The organism is Streptomyces sp. NBC_00353, from assembly GCF_036108815.1.
GTDB lineage: Bacteria > Actinomycetota > Actinomycetes > Streptomycetales > Streptomycetaceae > Streptomyces.
Genome location: NZ_CP107985.1, coordinates 5,218,455 through 5,232,734, shown reverse-complemented (window position 1 = coordinate 5,232,734; position 14,280 = coordinate 5,218,455). Strand labels below are relative to the sequence as shown.

Here is a 14,280-nt window from a genome sequence, read left to right as displayed (position 1 = left end):
TGGGTCAGATCTCCTTCGTGCGGGCGACGACGGCCGGGTGGACGGGTGCGGAGTCGGGCACTCCGGCCGGCCGCAGGTTGGCGAACTCCTTGCGCAGCACCGGGACGACCTCCTCGCCGAGGATGTCGAGCTGCTCCAGGACCGTCTTCAGCGGGAGTCCCGCGTGGTCCATCAGGAAGAGCTGGCGCTGGTAGTCGCCCACGGCGTCACGGAACGACAGGGTCCGCTCGATGACCTCCTGCGGGGAGCCGACGGTCAGCGGCGTCTGCTGCGAGAAGTCCTCCAGGGACGGGCCGTGCCCGTAGACCGGCGCGTTGTCGAAGTACGGGCGGAACTCGCGTACCGCGTCCTGCGAGTTCTTCCGCATGAACACCTGGCCGCCGAGGCCCACGATGGCCTGCTCGGCGGTGCCGTGCCCGTAGTGCGCGTACCGCTGGCGGTAGAGGTTCACCATCTTCTTGGTGTGCTCGATGGGCCAGAAGATGTTGTTGTGGAAGAAGCCGTCGCCGTAGTACGCGGCCTGCTCGGCGATCTCCGGGGAGCGGATCGAGCCGTGCCAGACGAACGGCGGGACGCCGTCCAGCGGGCGCGGGGTCGCGGTGAACGACTGCAGCGGCGTGCGGAACTTGCCCGCCCAGTCGACGACGTCCTCACGCCACAGCTTGTGCAGCAGCGCGTAGTTCTCGACGGCGAGCGGGATGCCCTGGCGGATGTCCTTGCCGAACCACGGGTAGACCGGACCGGTGTTGCCGCGACCCATCATCAGGTCGACACGGCCGTCCGCGAGGTGCTGGAGCGTCGCGTAGTCCTCGGCGATCTTCACCGGGTCGTTGGTGGTGATGAGGGTGGTGGACGTGGACAGGATCAGGTTCTCGGTGCGGGCGGCGATGTAGCCGAGCGTGGTCGTCGGCGAGGACGGGACGAACGGCGGGTTGTGGTGCTCGCCGGTCGCGAAGACGTCGAGGCCCACCTCCTCGGCCTTCAGCGCGATCGCGAGAGTCGCCTTGATCCGCTCGTGCTCGGTCGGTGTCCTACCGGTCGTGGGGTCGGTGGTGACGTCTCCGACGGTGAAGATCCCGAACTGCATGGCGCCCGCCTCCGTAAGCGTGAGTAGCGATGGTTGAACCTTAAACCAATTCTTTCACCGCGTACAACGGGGCACCTGCCGTCTCTATTCCGGCGTCCGGGGGAGAGCTGCCGGCGATGCGTACCCTGGACGAGGACTTCCCGGTGCACGCCGGGCACCCGGGACCGGGAGAGGCAGGGTCGGTGAGCGAGAGCGAGCGCTGGAAGGAGCGGGGCGTCGCGCTGCGCGTCTTCGTGTACGTCTTCGCCACGCATCTCTTCGCCGGCTTCGTCTACCTGCTGTTCTACGTGGGCGAGCACGCCCACAAGTGAGCCGTTCGCCGGACGGAACGCGAACGGCCGTGGGAGTTCTCGCCGCGATCGCGGCGCGAACTCCCACGGCCGTGGGCTGAGGACCTGCCGGGCCCTACTTGGTGAAGGTGAAGTACTTCCAGGCGCCGTGGGTGGTGGAGTTCACGTTGTCGCCGGAGGAGTTGTTGACGTAGGAGGAGCGCATGCGCATCCGGTAGCCGGTGTCGTGCGTGCCGCCGAGCGTCACGACGGACTTCCCGCTGGTGCCGAGCTTGAAGTACTGCCAGCCCGCGTCGTACCACTTGCCCTGGTAGTAGATCTCCAGGCTCAGTTTCTGGGAGCGGCCCTTGTAGTACGTCATGGTCGTGGTGAAGACCGGGTCGGTCTTCTTGTGGAAGTACGCGTACGAGGTCGAGCCGATCTTCGCCGTCTTGTACTGCTTGGCGACCGACGTGGAGACCTTGACCTTGGCGTACGCGACGGACTTCGCGGTCTTCGACGCGTAGCGGGCGTCGCCCGCGAAGACGGCGGTGACCGTGGTGTCACGGGTCATGTCCACGGTGGCGGACAGGTTGCCCTTGGAGTTGACCGTGCCCCGCTTGACCAGCTTCTTCGGCTTGTCCGTGCCGAACGGGTCGGCCCAGATCTCGACCGTCCGGTTCTTGTACGTCGTACCGAGGTGCGCCGTGAACGAGACATCGGCGCCGTACGAGTACAGGGCGCCGTTGTGGTTCAGCGTCAGCGAGGGCGTCGCCCGCGAGACGGCGACCGAGGCGGACGCGGAGGCCGTGGTGTGCGTGGCGTCACCTGCGTACGACACCTTGTACGTCACCTTGCCGCCCGCGGGCGGGGTGTCCGTGAACGAGAACGCACCGTTCGCACCGAGCGCCTTCGTCCCGAGGGACTTGCCGCTCGGGGACTCCATGTCGGTACGGGTGACGGTCAGCGGCGTTCCGGCCGGAAGCGGCAGGGTGGCCTTGAGCGTGCCCTTGACCGTGAGCGACTTGGCGCGGGGCGCGGAGGCCGGCGCGGTCACGGTCATCGTCGGGGCCGACTTGGTGGGGTCGGTCAGGACACGGAGAGCGCGGTCGCCCTTGCTGTTGCTGGTCACCGCGAACAGGCGGCTCCCGCCCGGCTCCCAGGCCAGACCGCCGGGGACGACTTCGTCGCCGCCGCTGATGGAGTCGTCCGTGTCGGGCAGGTCGTACTGCCGGACCGCGGTCGTGGTCCCGGGCGTGAAGACGTAGAGGTCCGGGTCGTACGGGGACGAGGTGCCCGCCGCGACCGTGCCGTCGGGGGCGATGGCCACCGCGTCGGGGTGGTACGCGGACGGGTAGGACCCCACGTCGGTGAGGTCCGACGTCCGCCACAGCCGGTGATGGTCGCCCGGATTGGCGGTGACGAGCCCACTGCCGTCCGGCGTGAGCGCGAGATCGGACGTTATCCCCAGCCACGGCACGCCGGGGCCGCTCGAATACTGAGCCGTACGGTTCGCCGTGCCGGTGGATACGTCGTACACGCCGAGCGAGGACCCGTTGTAATCCGGGGAGCCGGCGGCCAGCATGTTCGGGGCGCCCGGAGTGGAGGCGAGCTTCGGAGCGACGGCGTAACCGGTCTCGGGGTCCTGGCCGAGGGTCACCACGGGCTCGGCGCCGGACAGGTCGAGCGAACCGATGTCGCCGTGGTCGTTGCTGCCGTACCCGAACCAGATCTTGCCGCCCGCGAGCGCAAGGTGCTCCGGGTCGGTGCCGTCGCCGGTCGCGTACCGGGCGGTCCGGGTGACCGTCTGCGTCTCGACGGACACGATGGAGTCGTCGCCGGGGACGGCCGCGTACAGCTGCCCCGAGTCGGCGGACAGGGCGAGCCCGTCCACGCCCGTCAGACCGGTCAGAGTGGCCAGCACCGTACCGGAGTAGTCGGTGGCGATGAGCGTCCCGCCGTACGGATCGCTGATGAAGATCTTCTGGTGGACGCCGTCCACCACGATGTCACCGGCGGACTTCACCGGCAGAACCTTGCTGGAGTCGGCCGCGGCCGACCCCGCTGTGCCGGCCACCAGTGCGGCCGAGCTGAAGAGGACCGCGAGAGCTGTCGCAGCCGTGAGAGTGCGTCTGGGCACGAGTGGTATCCCCCCACTGTGAAACCGGCCCGTGTATCCGGGTGCGGTGATCGCAGAGTAGGACATGGGTCCGACACACAACTCACCGCGTCCGCACCTTCGGTGGATCGAGTCCGGGTCTGCGGGAGCGGGCGGTCGCGTCGTCGAACGGCGCCCCCGGCCCTGCGCTGTACCGGCCACCGCGCACCGGCACCACGCCGTCGGCAACCCGCATTCCGCGTGGAAGTCCCGTGAGGGTGTCGCCGGGTCGCGTTACAGTGGCCCCATGACCTCCGTACCGTGCCGAAACCGGTGGCGCTCCTTCTAGGAGCGGCCGCCTCATCTGCACGGAACCAGGGCCGTTCGATATGGACGGCCCTTTTCTCTGCCCTCGTACGGGTACGGATGCCGATCCCGGCGGGCCGTCCTCCACGCAACCAGCACCCGCGAGGAGAGACCCATGACTACCGTCGCCGCACCCGTCACCACCCCCGCTCAGCGTCGCAGTGCCGAGCTGGAGCAGCAGATCCAGCAGGATCCCGGGCGGTTCCGCGTGATGACCGGGGACCGGCCCACCGGGGCGCTGCACCTCGGGCACTACTTCGGCACCCTGCACAATCGCGTACGGCTCCAGGACCTCGGTGTGGACGTCTTCGTGATCATCGCCGACTACCAGGTGCTCACCGACCGGGACGTCGCCGAGCGGCTGGGCGAGCACATGGAGGGGATGCTGCTGGACTATCTGGCCATCGGTATCGACCCCGCCCGCACCACCATCTTCAACCACAGCGCGGTGCCCGCGCTGAACCAGCTGATGCTGCCGTTCCTCAGCCTCGTCTCCGTCGCCGAGCTGAGCCGCAATCCCACCGTCAAGGACGAGATCGCGCACTCCCGGCAGTCCGCCGTCAGCGGGCTGATGTTCACGTATCCCGTGCATCAGGCCGCCGACATCCTGTTCTGCAAGGGCAACCTCGTCCCCGTCGGACAGGACCAGCTGCCGCACCTCGAAGTGACCAGAAGCGTCGCCCGCCGCTTCAACGAGCGCTACGGGCCGGTCTTCCCGGAACCGGACGCCCTGCTCTCCGCCGCACCCCTGCTGCTCGGCACCGACGGCACGAAGATGAGCAAGAGCCGGGCCAACTCCATCGCGCTCGGCGCCACCGCCGACGAGACCGCCCGGCTGATCCGCGGTGCGAAGACGGACGCCGACCGGCGCATCACGTACGAACCGGAGACCCGGCCCGAAGTGTCGGGGCTCGTCCTCCTCGCCGCGCTCTGCCTCGACCGCGACCCGCACGAGGTCGCAGAGGAGATCGGTGACGGCGGCGGCGCCGCGCTCAAGCGGACCGTGACGGACGCCGTCAACGAGCGGCTGGCGCCGGTGCGGGCGCGACGGGCCGCGTACGCGCGGGACATGGCGTACGTACGGTCGGTGCTGCGGGAGGGCAACGAGCGGGCCGGTGCCGTGGCCGACGCGACGCTGGCGCAGGTGCGACAGGTGATGGGGGGCGTGCTGTAGCGGATCCCGTCGGATCAGGTCACGTCAGTCTGGTCGGTCGGTACGGGAGGGGTGTCCACCCGTACCGGACGCCCTATCGCGGTGTCACCGCCCGCCGTCTGCGCAACAGCTCCGCAAGTCCGCGCCGGGTCGCCGCGATCACCACGCGGTCCTCGGCGCGTAGTACGTACCCGGGGTGCAGATCCCAGATCAGGCCCGACGGTCGGTCCGAGGACGAGGGACCGGCCGTTGTCAGGTCCGGGTGCCGGTCCTCCGGCGGTGTGGCGTCCAGCGCCAGTACCCGCCAGGCCCCCGCCCGGAACGCCTCCTCGACCGTCCGGCCCTCCAGCTGCGGGTGGCCCGCCACCTTGATCGCCGCGAACAGCATCACCTTCCGCTCGACCGGGATCGCGCCCAGGATCTGCCGCCCCATCATCGCGACGGCGAAGGACGGGGCAGCCAGGTGGGAGACGGACCGGGAGCGGGTCAGGGCCTGCGGGTGGGCGGTGCGCAGGGTTCGGTAGACGGCGGTGGCGAACTCGTCGTCGAAGAGGCGCAGCGCCACCTGCAGGTCCGGTTTGACCGAGCGGGCGTAGAGGGTGGCCTCCAGATTGGTGGTGTCGGAGCTGGTCAGGGCGAGCAGGGCGCGGGAGCGCTGGATCTTCGCCGCTTCCAGGACGCCCTCCTGGGTGACGTCCCCGAGGACGACCGGTACCTGCAGCCGCCGGGCGACGGGGATGCCGCGCGCGGCCGGGTCGTCCTCCACGCACACCACAGGAATGTTGAGCTCGCGGAGCCGGACCAGCACCCTGGTGCCGATCTTGCCGAGTCCGAGCAGCACCACATGGCCGGAGAGCCCGCGCGGCGGGCGGCGCAGCGACGATGCCGTACGCAGGGAGCCGAAGGCTTCCAGGACACCCGCCACCAGCAGCGGCAGCAGCATCAGCCCGGCGACGCCGGAGAGCAGCTGGATGACCTGCCGGGCGGCGGAGTCGTCGACCGCCGGGTCGCCCATCGCGAACAGGTCGAGCAGCGTCAAGTAGACGGCGTGCAGCGGGTGTTCGCCCGTCGTGAGCGTGGAGGCGACGGCGAGGCCCAGCACCGCCGCTGCGACGCCCAGCACCGACCGGCGCAGCCGGCGCGAGAAGATCTGGCTCAGGGGCGCGCTCCTGCCGCCCATTCGCGGGGCCGGCCGGTCCGGTGCGGCCTCCCGGATGGCCTCGAGGACCACCGTGCCACGGCCGGTCGCGGCGGCCACCGACTGCTGGTCGGGCAGGAGTTGGGGGCCCTCGGCGCCGCTGCTGTCGGAGCCTTCGGCGCCCGCCGGGTCATGGGTGGTGGAGGAGAGCAGGGCGAGCGTGCACAGGCCCGGGTCGGCGACCTCGCCCTGCCGGGGCGGGGTGCGTTCGACGGCCCGCAGGAGCAGGCCCTCCGCCTGGACGACCTTGCTGGAGCCGGTGAGCGCCGTCGCGGCGAGCGCGGGCGCGGCGGTGTCGGCGTCGGAGAGGACAGTGGTGGACGTGTCCAGTGCCGTCGGGTCGAGTCCGGGCACGGCGACGGCGGCGGCCTGGTCGAGGAGGGTCTCCAGGTACTGGCCGAGCTTGCGGTTGTAGAGCCGGATGACCAGCCGGACACGGGGGTTGAGACGGCGGGCGGTGAGCGCGGCGCGGATGTTGCGCTCGTCGTCGTCGTAGACGAGTGCCAGCGCGGCGGCCGTGTCGACACCCGCCTCCTCGAACGCCTCGTCGGACGGCTCCGCGGCCTCCAGGATGCGGACCGCCTCCAGGCCGGCGCCGGTGTCGCTGTCGGAGCCGCCGTTGGCGACGGTGCCGCCGTTGCCCAGGTTGCGGTTCATCGCCGCCGACATCCGGCCGAACAGTGTGGCCGCCCGCCCGCGTTGGGTCAGCGGCAGCTCCGGGCGGCGCGGGTCGCGCCCCGGCGGGAGCAGCAGCGTGACCCGCTCCCCGTAGACGTAACGCAGCTCCACCGCCAGCCGCTGGGCGAGTGCGTCGTCGCCGCAGACGACCATGTGGCCGCTGAACGGGGAGCGTTGGGGCTGCTGGGGAAGTGTCGACACGGAACCCAGCATGCCTTGCCCGCCCCCCGATTGCCGGACGCTCCTATTCGGACCGGTCGGTGATCTTCGCCCCGGTGATCGACCCGCCGGATCGACGGATCGCCGACTCGACTGCCGCGACCCGGTCCGCGAGCAGACCGAGGGCCGCGACCGCCCGGGTCATGGGGCTGCTGTCCGGGCCGCCCAGTGCCTGGGTGCGCACGTACGAGGCGGTGACCGCCGCCCACCGGTCGGCCTGTTCGGCGGTGAGCCTCCCGCGCAGGGAAGCCAGTTTCAGCAGGCTGGACTCGGCGCCGGTGGTGAGCGTCTGGGCCTCGCCCGCGTAGTGGTCGTCGATGACTGCGGCGAGCTCCGCGTCGTTCATCACGGGCACGATCCGTTCGGCGATCCTGTTCATGTTGCGGTACGAGCCCTGCAGCCGGAACGGCGGTTCGGTGCGCGTCGCGTCGGTCTGTGCGGCCGAGGCGATGTATGCGGCGTTCACCGCGAGAACGGTGGTGCGGGCGGTCAGCAGGTGGCGCAGGACCGAGACGATCCGGTCCAGTTCGGTGGGTGTGTACGGGTGGTCGAGACGGTCCGTGCGCGCGATCGGGGACGGGCCCGCGCCGGAGGCCAGGCGCACGAGCAGCGCGAGATCTTCCCGGGAGCGGCCGGCGAGGGGCGCCAGCACCGGGTTGGCGGTCAGCGCGTTCTCGACGAAGCTGAGCGCGAAGACGTCCTCGCGGCCGCTCAGCACCTCGCCCAGGTTCCACACGTCGGCCCGGTTCGCCAGCATGTCCGGGATCCGGAACTGCTCGCCGGACTCGGTGTACGGATTGCCCGTCATGCACACCGCGAACCGCTTGCCCCGCAGGTCGTAGCTGCGCGGTCGGCCGTCCCGTACGCCCTCGACGCGGCGGGTGGCGTCACAGAGGGGGATGAACTTCTGGAGCAGTTCGGGCGAGGTGTGCTGGATGTCGTCGAGGTGGAGGAGCGTGTTGTTGCCCGCCTCCAGTGCAAAGTTGATCTTCTCGATCTCCTGGCGGGCGGTCGCGCTGCGTGCCTGCGCCGGGTCGAGGGAGGTCACCTCGCGGCCGAGCGAGGGGCCGCTGATCTTGACGAGGACCAGGCCGAGCCGGTCGGCCACGTACTCCATGAGGGTCGTCTTGCCGTAGCCGGGCGGCGAGAGGAGCAGCAGGAGGCCCTGTGAGTCGGTGCGCCGGTCGGCATCGGCCGTGCCGAGCTGCTTGGCGAGACTGTCGCCGATCAGCGGCAGGTAGACCTCGTCGATGAGCTGGTTGCGGACGAACGTGGACATCACCCGCGGCCGGTGGTCGTCGAGCCGCAGCCGGGTGCGTTCGGCTGCGACGAGGGTGGTGCGCTGCCGCTGGTAGGCGCGGAAGCCGGGGACGGCAGTCGTGCGGAACTCCGCCGTGCGGGCGAGGAGTTCGTCCAGGCGCACGGCGAGACGGCCACGGTCGATGCGGGGGTGGATGCCGAGCAGGCCGTCCACGGTAGCGGCGATCGGTGCCTCGCAGTCGTATCGCTCGGTCCCCGGCTCCGGGCAGAGCTCCACGGCGACCGCCTCCGCGAGGTCACCGTTCGTGATGTCCGCGCCGCCAGCGCGGGCGTACGAGGTCAGCCAGCCCTCGACGAGCTGGCGGCGTGCGGGGAGGTCGTCGCGGAGGGCGGACAGGTCCTCGTCGTACGCCGAAGTGCCGGTCGTGCGGCGGAACTTGTCCAGGAAGGTGCGGACGGCGGCGCTCGTCACGAACCCGGCGGGGCCGGAGGTCAGCTCCTCGAAGAGATATGCGGCGGTGGTCTGCGCGTCATCCGCCCCGATCCTGGCCGCCCACTCCTCCTGGAGCGTGGTGATCGCGGGCGCCGGGCCGAACGTCTCGCGCGCCCGGGCCAGGGAGACGGCCCGGCGCGTCCAGGAGGTGCGCAGGGCGTCGTCCGCCTCCCATGTCCAGAAGAGCTGTGCCGCCGCGCGCACCGCCGGCGGGACGCGCAGCAGACCTGCTCCGGCGTGCAGTCGCAGCAGGGTGGCCAGGATGGCGGTGGCGTCCTCGTCATGGACGCCGCGCTGATATCCCTCGTCGTACGCGGAGGCCGCCGACTCCCGTACCAGCAGGGCCAGTTCGGCCGGTGCGCGGGCGGCCAGCGCGTCCGCGCCGTGCTCGTCCAGGAGGCGGGCGGCGAGGTGCTCGGCGCGGTAGACCCCCGGGGACTCCGACGGCAGCTGCTGCTGCCAGTACGGGCGGGCCGCGTCGAACGCCGGGTCGGTGACGGGAGCCCGGTAGTCGGTTCCGGTGACGGCGAACGCGAGCCGGTCCCCGGACGGCACGAGCGTCAGGTCGAACGGCTGGGTGTTCACGGCGAACCGGTGCCGGCCGAGCCGGATCGTCGCACCGCCGTCCGCGTACAGCTCGCTGCGGTCGCGCAGCGCCCGCCCCGCCTCCTGGCGGGCCGCCTTCAGCCGCCCGTCGAGCTCCTCGGCCCGCACCGGGTCGCCGAGCCCGCGCAGCTCGTCCGCCGTGCGGCGGACCTTGGCGACCATCGGGTCGGAGGCGAAGTATGTGTGGACCGCGTCCAGGTCGGGGAGGGCGGACAGACGCCGGGAGACCGTTTCGAGGACCCGGGCCGCCGACTGGGCCAGCCGTTCCGCGCGGCGCGCCCGGGCGTCCTGCAGCGTCTGCTTGCGGGCCGAGAACGCCTCGTACACCTCTGTCCGTCGCTCGGACAGCTGGGCGAGAAAGTCGTCGAACTCGGCGAACCGGGACTCCAGATTCTCCAACTGGAGCAGAAGTCTCGCCAGTTGTTCGTCGCATGCGTCGGGGGAGTCCGCGGTGGACAGCGCGCCGGTGACCGCCTGCCCGAGCAGGGCGAACTCGGCGGCGAACTCCGCCCGCCCCTCGTGGTCGATGAGCTCCCGGCGGCGGGCGTCGAGCGTGGCGCGGGCCCGGTTCACACCGCCGAGGACCTCGGCGATCCGCTCCAGGATCGATGTACGGACGGCTCCGTCGCCGATCTCCAGCCCGGCCACGACGTCCGTGACCGTCGCCAGCCCGTCCGTCATCTCCGTCAGCCGGTCGCCGAGCGCGGTGGCGTCGACGACGGTGGCGAGTGCGGAGGCGTCCGCGGTGAGCTGCTCGATGTCCCGGTGGTAGCCGGTGAACGCGTCGTCCCGGCTCAGGAACGCGACCGCGCGCTGGGCGGCGGAGCCGATGTCGGCGCCGGTGGTGGCGGTGAGTGCGGCGATCCGGTCGGTGTCCGCGTACCGCATCTCGGCGAGCGTCGCCAAGCGGCCGTGCGCGCGGCGCAGTTCGTTGAGCTGAGAGACCCAGGCGGCGGCCGAGCGCGGGGCTTCGCCGCGGATGCGGCGGACGAGCGCGGTGATCCGGTCCGCCGACTCCGCGAGCGCGTCAGCGGCCTGCCGGGTCAGCTCCTGCACCGTCTCGAATTCGGTGAGGACCTGCTGCGCAGTGTCTCGGAGATCTGTCAACGGGGCGGTGAGTACGCCGAGTTCGGGGTCGGTCAGCCAGTGGTAGCGGTCGGTGGTGCGGGTGCAGTCGGCGACCAGCTGTGCATACACGGCGGCGGTCGGCGAGGTCTCGGTGGCGCTGTGCGCGAGGGCGAGACAGTCGGAGATGCCGCGGACCAGATCGGCGTTGCCGACCCGGGCGAGCGGACCCGTTCCTGCCGGGCGGGAGGCGGCGTAGGTGTCGGAGACGTACGGGGTCCGCCAGCGCTGCACCGTGTGCACACGCGCGGGCTCGGCCGACGCCGTGTCCTTGAGGAGGACGAGCGCGCCGTCGTCGAGCAGGGCGTGACCGCGGCCGAGCAGCGGGGCGGCGACCTCCTGGCGGATCAGGTTGTAGGGCAGGAGCAGGCCGCGGCCGCCGTCCCGGGAGCGGAAGAGGTAGAGGACGTCCTCGCCGTTGGGGGACCGGACGGCGCCCTCGAACACCGGGTCGGCGAGCGGCTCGGCGAGGTCGAAGGTCTTCGCGGTGCCGGTGGTGAGATAGGTGCCGCCGGGGAAGATGATCCCCTGGTCCTCGGGGAGCCGGCGGCAGGCCGGACCGATGGCGTCGAGGCGCTGCACGGTGGAGAGCAGGCTGTTGAAGACCAGGTGGCGCCAGGAGTCCTCGTTGTACGGGCGGATGCGCAGCAGGATCAGCGGCCCGACCTCGGCGTACTCGACGTCGGCGTCGGCGAGGGACTGGAGCGGCTCGGTGACCGGCTCCTCGTAGATGCCGTCGGGTGTGTCGGTGTCGTCGGCCGTCTTCACGGTCAGGGTGCCGCCGAGCGTGTCGACGAAGAGGGTGCCGCTGTCCCCGATCGCAATGTGCGGGTGGCGGCCGGGGATGTGCGAGTCGCGGCCCGCCGGGGTCCAGGTGAAGTCGTGCGACGGCGGGAAGACGTGGTCGCGGTCGCCGCGCGCGTCGAGGAACGGGCCGGGGGAGCCGTCCGCGGCGAGCGCCCAGCGCAGGACACGGATGTCGTCGGCGGTCTCGCCGGTACGGAACACGGCGAGCAGCCGGCCGTCGACGCGGCGCAGGCGGAGCAGGCGGGCGTCGCGGTAGTAGCGGTGCAGGGCGGTGAATTCGCGTACGAACGCCTCGTCGGCGAGCAGCGTGTCGCCACTCCCGGCCAGGTCCGGTCCGTACAGCGCGAGTACGTCGGCGACGGCGGCCTCGCCGCGCGCGCCCGGCCCGCGCTCGAAGCCGAACAGCAACTGTCCGCCCACGGCGACCAGATCGCGCGGCAGCGACGGCTGCTCCGTACGGATCTGCTCGGTGGCCAGCAACCGCAGTTCCGTCGAGCCGAACGCCTCGGTGCGGCGGGCGTTGAGGGCTTCGGCGCGGCGGGCGAGTTCGGCGGCGTGCGCGGCGAGGCGGCGCCGCAGCACGTCGTAGGTGCCCGCGTCCACGGTGAGGGCGGGGTCGGTGTCCATGTGTACGGCTCCCTACGGGGTGTGCTTGCGGATTGCGCGGCCTCCGGCCGCACGTCGCCCTCGATCGCCGGCCGGGATCGAGGTGGCGGTCGGACATGTCGAGCCTGTCCGGCGATCGAGGACGGACCGGCCGCCGGACGGGACCGCCCCGCTACGCCGCCGGCGTCCCGTTGCGTGCCGCCACGTCAGGCGCCTCCGCCGGCGCCCCGACCCGTACATCCGCCAGCCCGAGCTTCCGCGCCGACTCCAGCAGCTGCCGGACCTGGCCGGCATCCGCCCCGATCCCCGGCGCCGCCATCATCCGCATCAGCAGCGCCGACACCGTCAGGTTCTGCACATCGCCCGTGGATACCGACCCGAGCACCCGGGTCAGGTCCTCGGTGAACGACGACGACCCGTTCAGCCACGGCCCGGCGAGGGCCTTCGCCGTGTCCGAGTTCTCCATGAACCCGTCCACGCTCTTTCCGAGCGAGATCGACGAGACCAGCCGGTCGAAGAAGACCGACTCGCCGCCGACGATGTCGATGTCGGCGTTCTCCAGACCGGCGGCCACGATCGTCGCCTGCGCCTCCGCGACCTGCCGCTGCACATCGAGTCCGGCCAGCCGGACCTCCTTCTCGGCGGCCAGCCGCAGCCGGTACTCCTCGTGCCCGCGTGACGCGTCGTCCAGTGCCGCCATGGCCGCCGCCTTCTCCGTGAGCCCGGCCGCCTCTGCCTTCAGCTTCTCGCCGATCATCGCCGCGTCCGCGGTGGCCTGCGCCTGGGTGCCCTCGGCGGTCGCCAGGGCCTTCAGCCGTGCGCCCTCCGCCTCGGCCCTGAGCCGGGCGGACGTGGCCTCTGCCTCGGCGAGACCGGTCTTCTCGATGACGTCGGCCGCCGCCTCCCGCACCTGCACCTCCGCCAGGCCGGGCGCCGCGGACTCCGCCTGGACGCCTTCGGCGAGCCGCAGCTTGGCCCGGGCGTCGAGATCCGCGCTCTTGAGCCGGGCCTCGGCGAGCGTCAGCTGCTCCGCCGCCCGGTGGGTGGCCGCCGCCTCGGCCGCCTCCGCCGCCTTGATGTCCTTGACCAGCTTCTCCTGGGCCTCCGCCTCGGCGGCGATGATCACCGATTTGCGGGTGCGCTCCGACTCCTCGACGGCCCGCAGTGTCTTGATCGACTCTTCCTGCTCGGCGACCGTACGGTCCACGGCGATCCGCTCCCGGATCACATCGGCGACCTCGCGGCGCTCTGCCTCGACCTCCTTCGTCGCGGCGATCCGATTCAGCTCGGTCTGCCGTTCGCGCCCGATGACCTCGATCAGCCGGTCCTTCTCGATGCGCTCGTTCTCGACCGCGATGACCCGCTCACGGTTCTTCTGCGCGACGGCGATCTCCCGCGCCTGGTTCTCGCGCTGGATGCCGAGCTGTTCCTCGGTACGGATGAACGCCGCCTGCGCGCCCAGTCGTTCCTCCTCCTGGACCCGGGCGGTGGCCGCCTCCTCGCGGGCCCGCAGCGTCTCGACCTCGCGCCGCTGCTTGATCTCGGCCTCGGCCTGCCGGCGCTCCAGCTCCAGGATGGTCTCGCGGGCGTCGACGTTCTGCCGGGTGATCTCCTTCTGCTCGGTGCGCTGGAACTCGTTGGTGCGTACGTGCTCGATCGTCGTCAGTTCGGTGATCTTGCGGATGCCCTGAGCGTCGAGGATGTTGGCGCTGTCGAGCTGCGCCATCGGTGTCTGCTCGAGGTGGTCGATCGCCGCGTCGTCGAGGTGGTAGCCGTTCAGGTCGGTCCCGATGACCCGGATGATGCGGTCCCGGAACTCTTCGCGCTTGGTGTACAGATCGACGAAGTCCAGCTGCTTGCCGACTGTCTTGAGGGCCTCGGCGAATTTCGCGGCGAAGAAGTCCTGGATGGCGATCTTGTCGCTGGCCCGCTCGGTGCCGATGGCCTGGGCGACCTTGATGACGTCCTCGACGGTCTTGTTGACCCGTACGAAGAAGTTGATGTGGATGTCGGCGCGGATGTTGTCCTGGCAGATGAGGCCCTCGCGGCCGGTGCGCCGGATCTCGATCGTCTTCACCGAGATGTCCATGTACTCGGCCTTGTGCAGCACCGGCAGGACGACGGCGCCGGTGAAGGTCACGTCGACCTTCTTGGTCTTGGAGATGATCAGGGCCTTGCCCTGTTCGACCTTGCGGAAGAGCCTGCTGACGACGAGGAGCAGAGCGATCGCGATGAGCAGGACCACGGCGATGAGCACACCGAAGCCCAGGGAGATGGCATCCATGACAGTCCTTGGCGGCTGGTGACGAAGGCGA

At 71.1% G+C, this 14,280-nt stretch carries 7 protein-coding genes; 2 read left to right on the top strand and 5 right to left on the bottom strand.

Going from position 1 to position 14,280, the window contains the following annotated elements; genetic code table 11:
• Window positions 1–4: 4 nt before the first annotated feature.
• Window positions 5–1,087: an LLM class flavin-dependent oxidoreductase gene (locus OHA88_RS23660; RefSeq protein ID WP_328625470.1), complete on the bottom strand. Its 1,083-nt coding sequence runs from the start codon at window positions 1,085–1,087 to the stop codon at window positions 5–7.
• 182 nt (window positions 1,088–1,269) lie between these two features.
• On the opposite strand from OHA88_RS23660, the gene OHA88_RS23655 reads away from it, so the two are divergent.
• Window positions 1,270–1,398 carry a DUF6126 family protein gene (locus tag OHA88_RS23655; protein ID WP_234322255.1) on the top strand — a complete coding sequence of 43 codons (129 nt, stop codon included), beginning with the start codon at window positions 1,270–1,272 and terminating at the stop codon, window positions 1,396–1,398.
• 94 nt (window positions 1,399–1,492) lie between these two features.
• On the opposite strand, the gene OHA88_RS23650 is transcribed toward OHA88_RS23655, so the two are convergent.
• Window positions 1,493–3,496: an Ig-like domain repeat protein gene (locus tag OHA88_RS23650; RefSeq protein ID WP_328626980.1), complete on the bottom strand. Its 2,004-nt coding sequence runs from the start codon at window positions 3,494–3,496 to the stop codon at window positions 1,493–1,495.
• 439 nt (window positions 3,497–3,935) lie between these two features.
• Here OHA88_RS23650 and trpS point away from each other — a divergent pair, with 439 nt between their 5' ends.
• A complete protein-coding gene (trpS, locus tag OHA88_RS23645; RefSeq protein WP_328626979.1) occupies window positions 3,936–4,994 on the top strand; it encodes a tryptophan--tRNA ligase in 1,059 nt (352 codons plus the stop codon).
• Window positions 4,995–5,067: 73 nt separating this feature from the next.
• Here trpS and OHA88_RS23640 read toward each other — a convergent pair whose 3' ends face one another.
• The 3 genes from OHA88_RS23640 to OHA88_RS23630 form a co-directional block, all read right to left on the bottom strand.
• A complete protein-coding gene (locus OHA88_RS23640; RefSeq protein ID WP_328626978.1) occupies window positions 5,068–7,062 on the bottom strand; it encodes an NAD-binding protein in 1,995 nt (664 codons plus the stop codon).
• A gap of 31 nt (window positions 7,063–7,093) precedes the next feature.
• The gene (locus OHA88_RS23635; protein WP_328626977.1) at window positions 7,094–11,986 is read right to left on the bottom strand and encodes a DNA repair ATPase; all 4,893 of its coding nucleotides are present in this window, start codon (window positions 11,984–11,986) and stop codon (window positions 7,094–7,096) included.
• Between the two features lie 151 nt (window positions 11,987–12,137).
• Window positions 12,138–14,249: a flotillin family protein gene (locus tag OHA88_RS23630; protein ID WP_328626976.1), complete on the bottom strand. Its 2,112-nt coding sequence runs from the start codon at window positions 14,247–14,249 to the stop codon at window positions 12,138–12,140.
• Window positions 14,250–14,280: the final 31 nt, after the last annotated feature.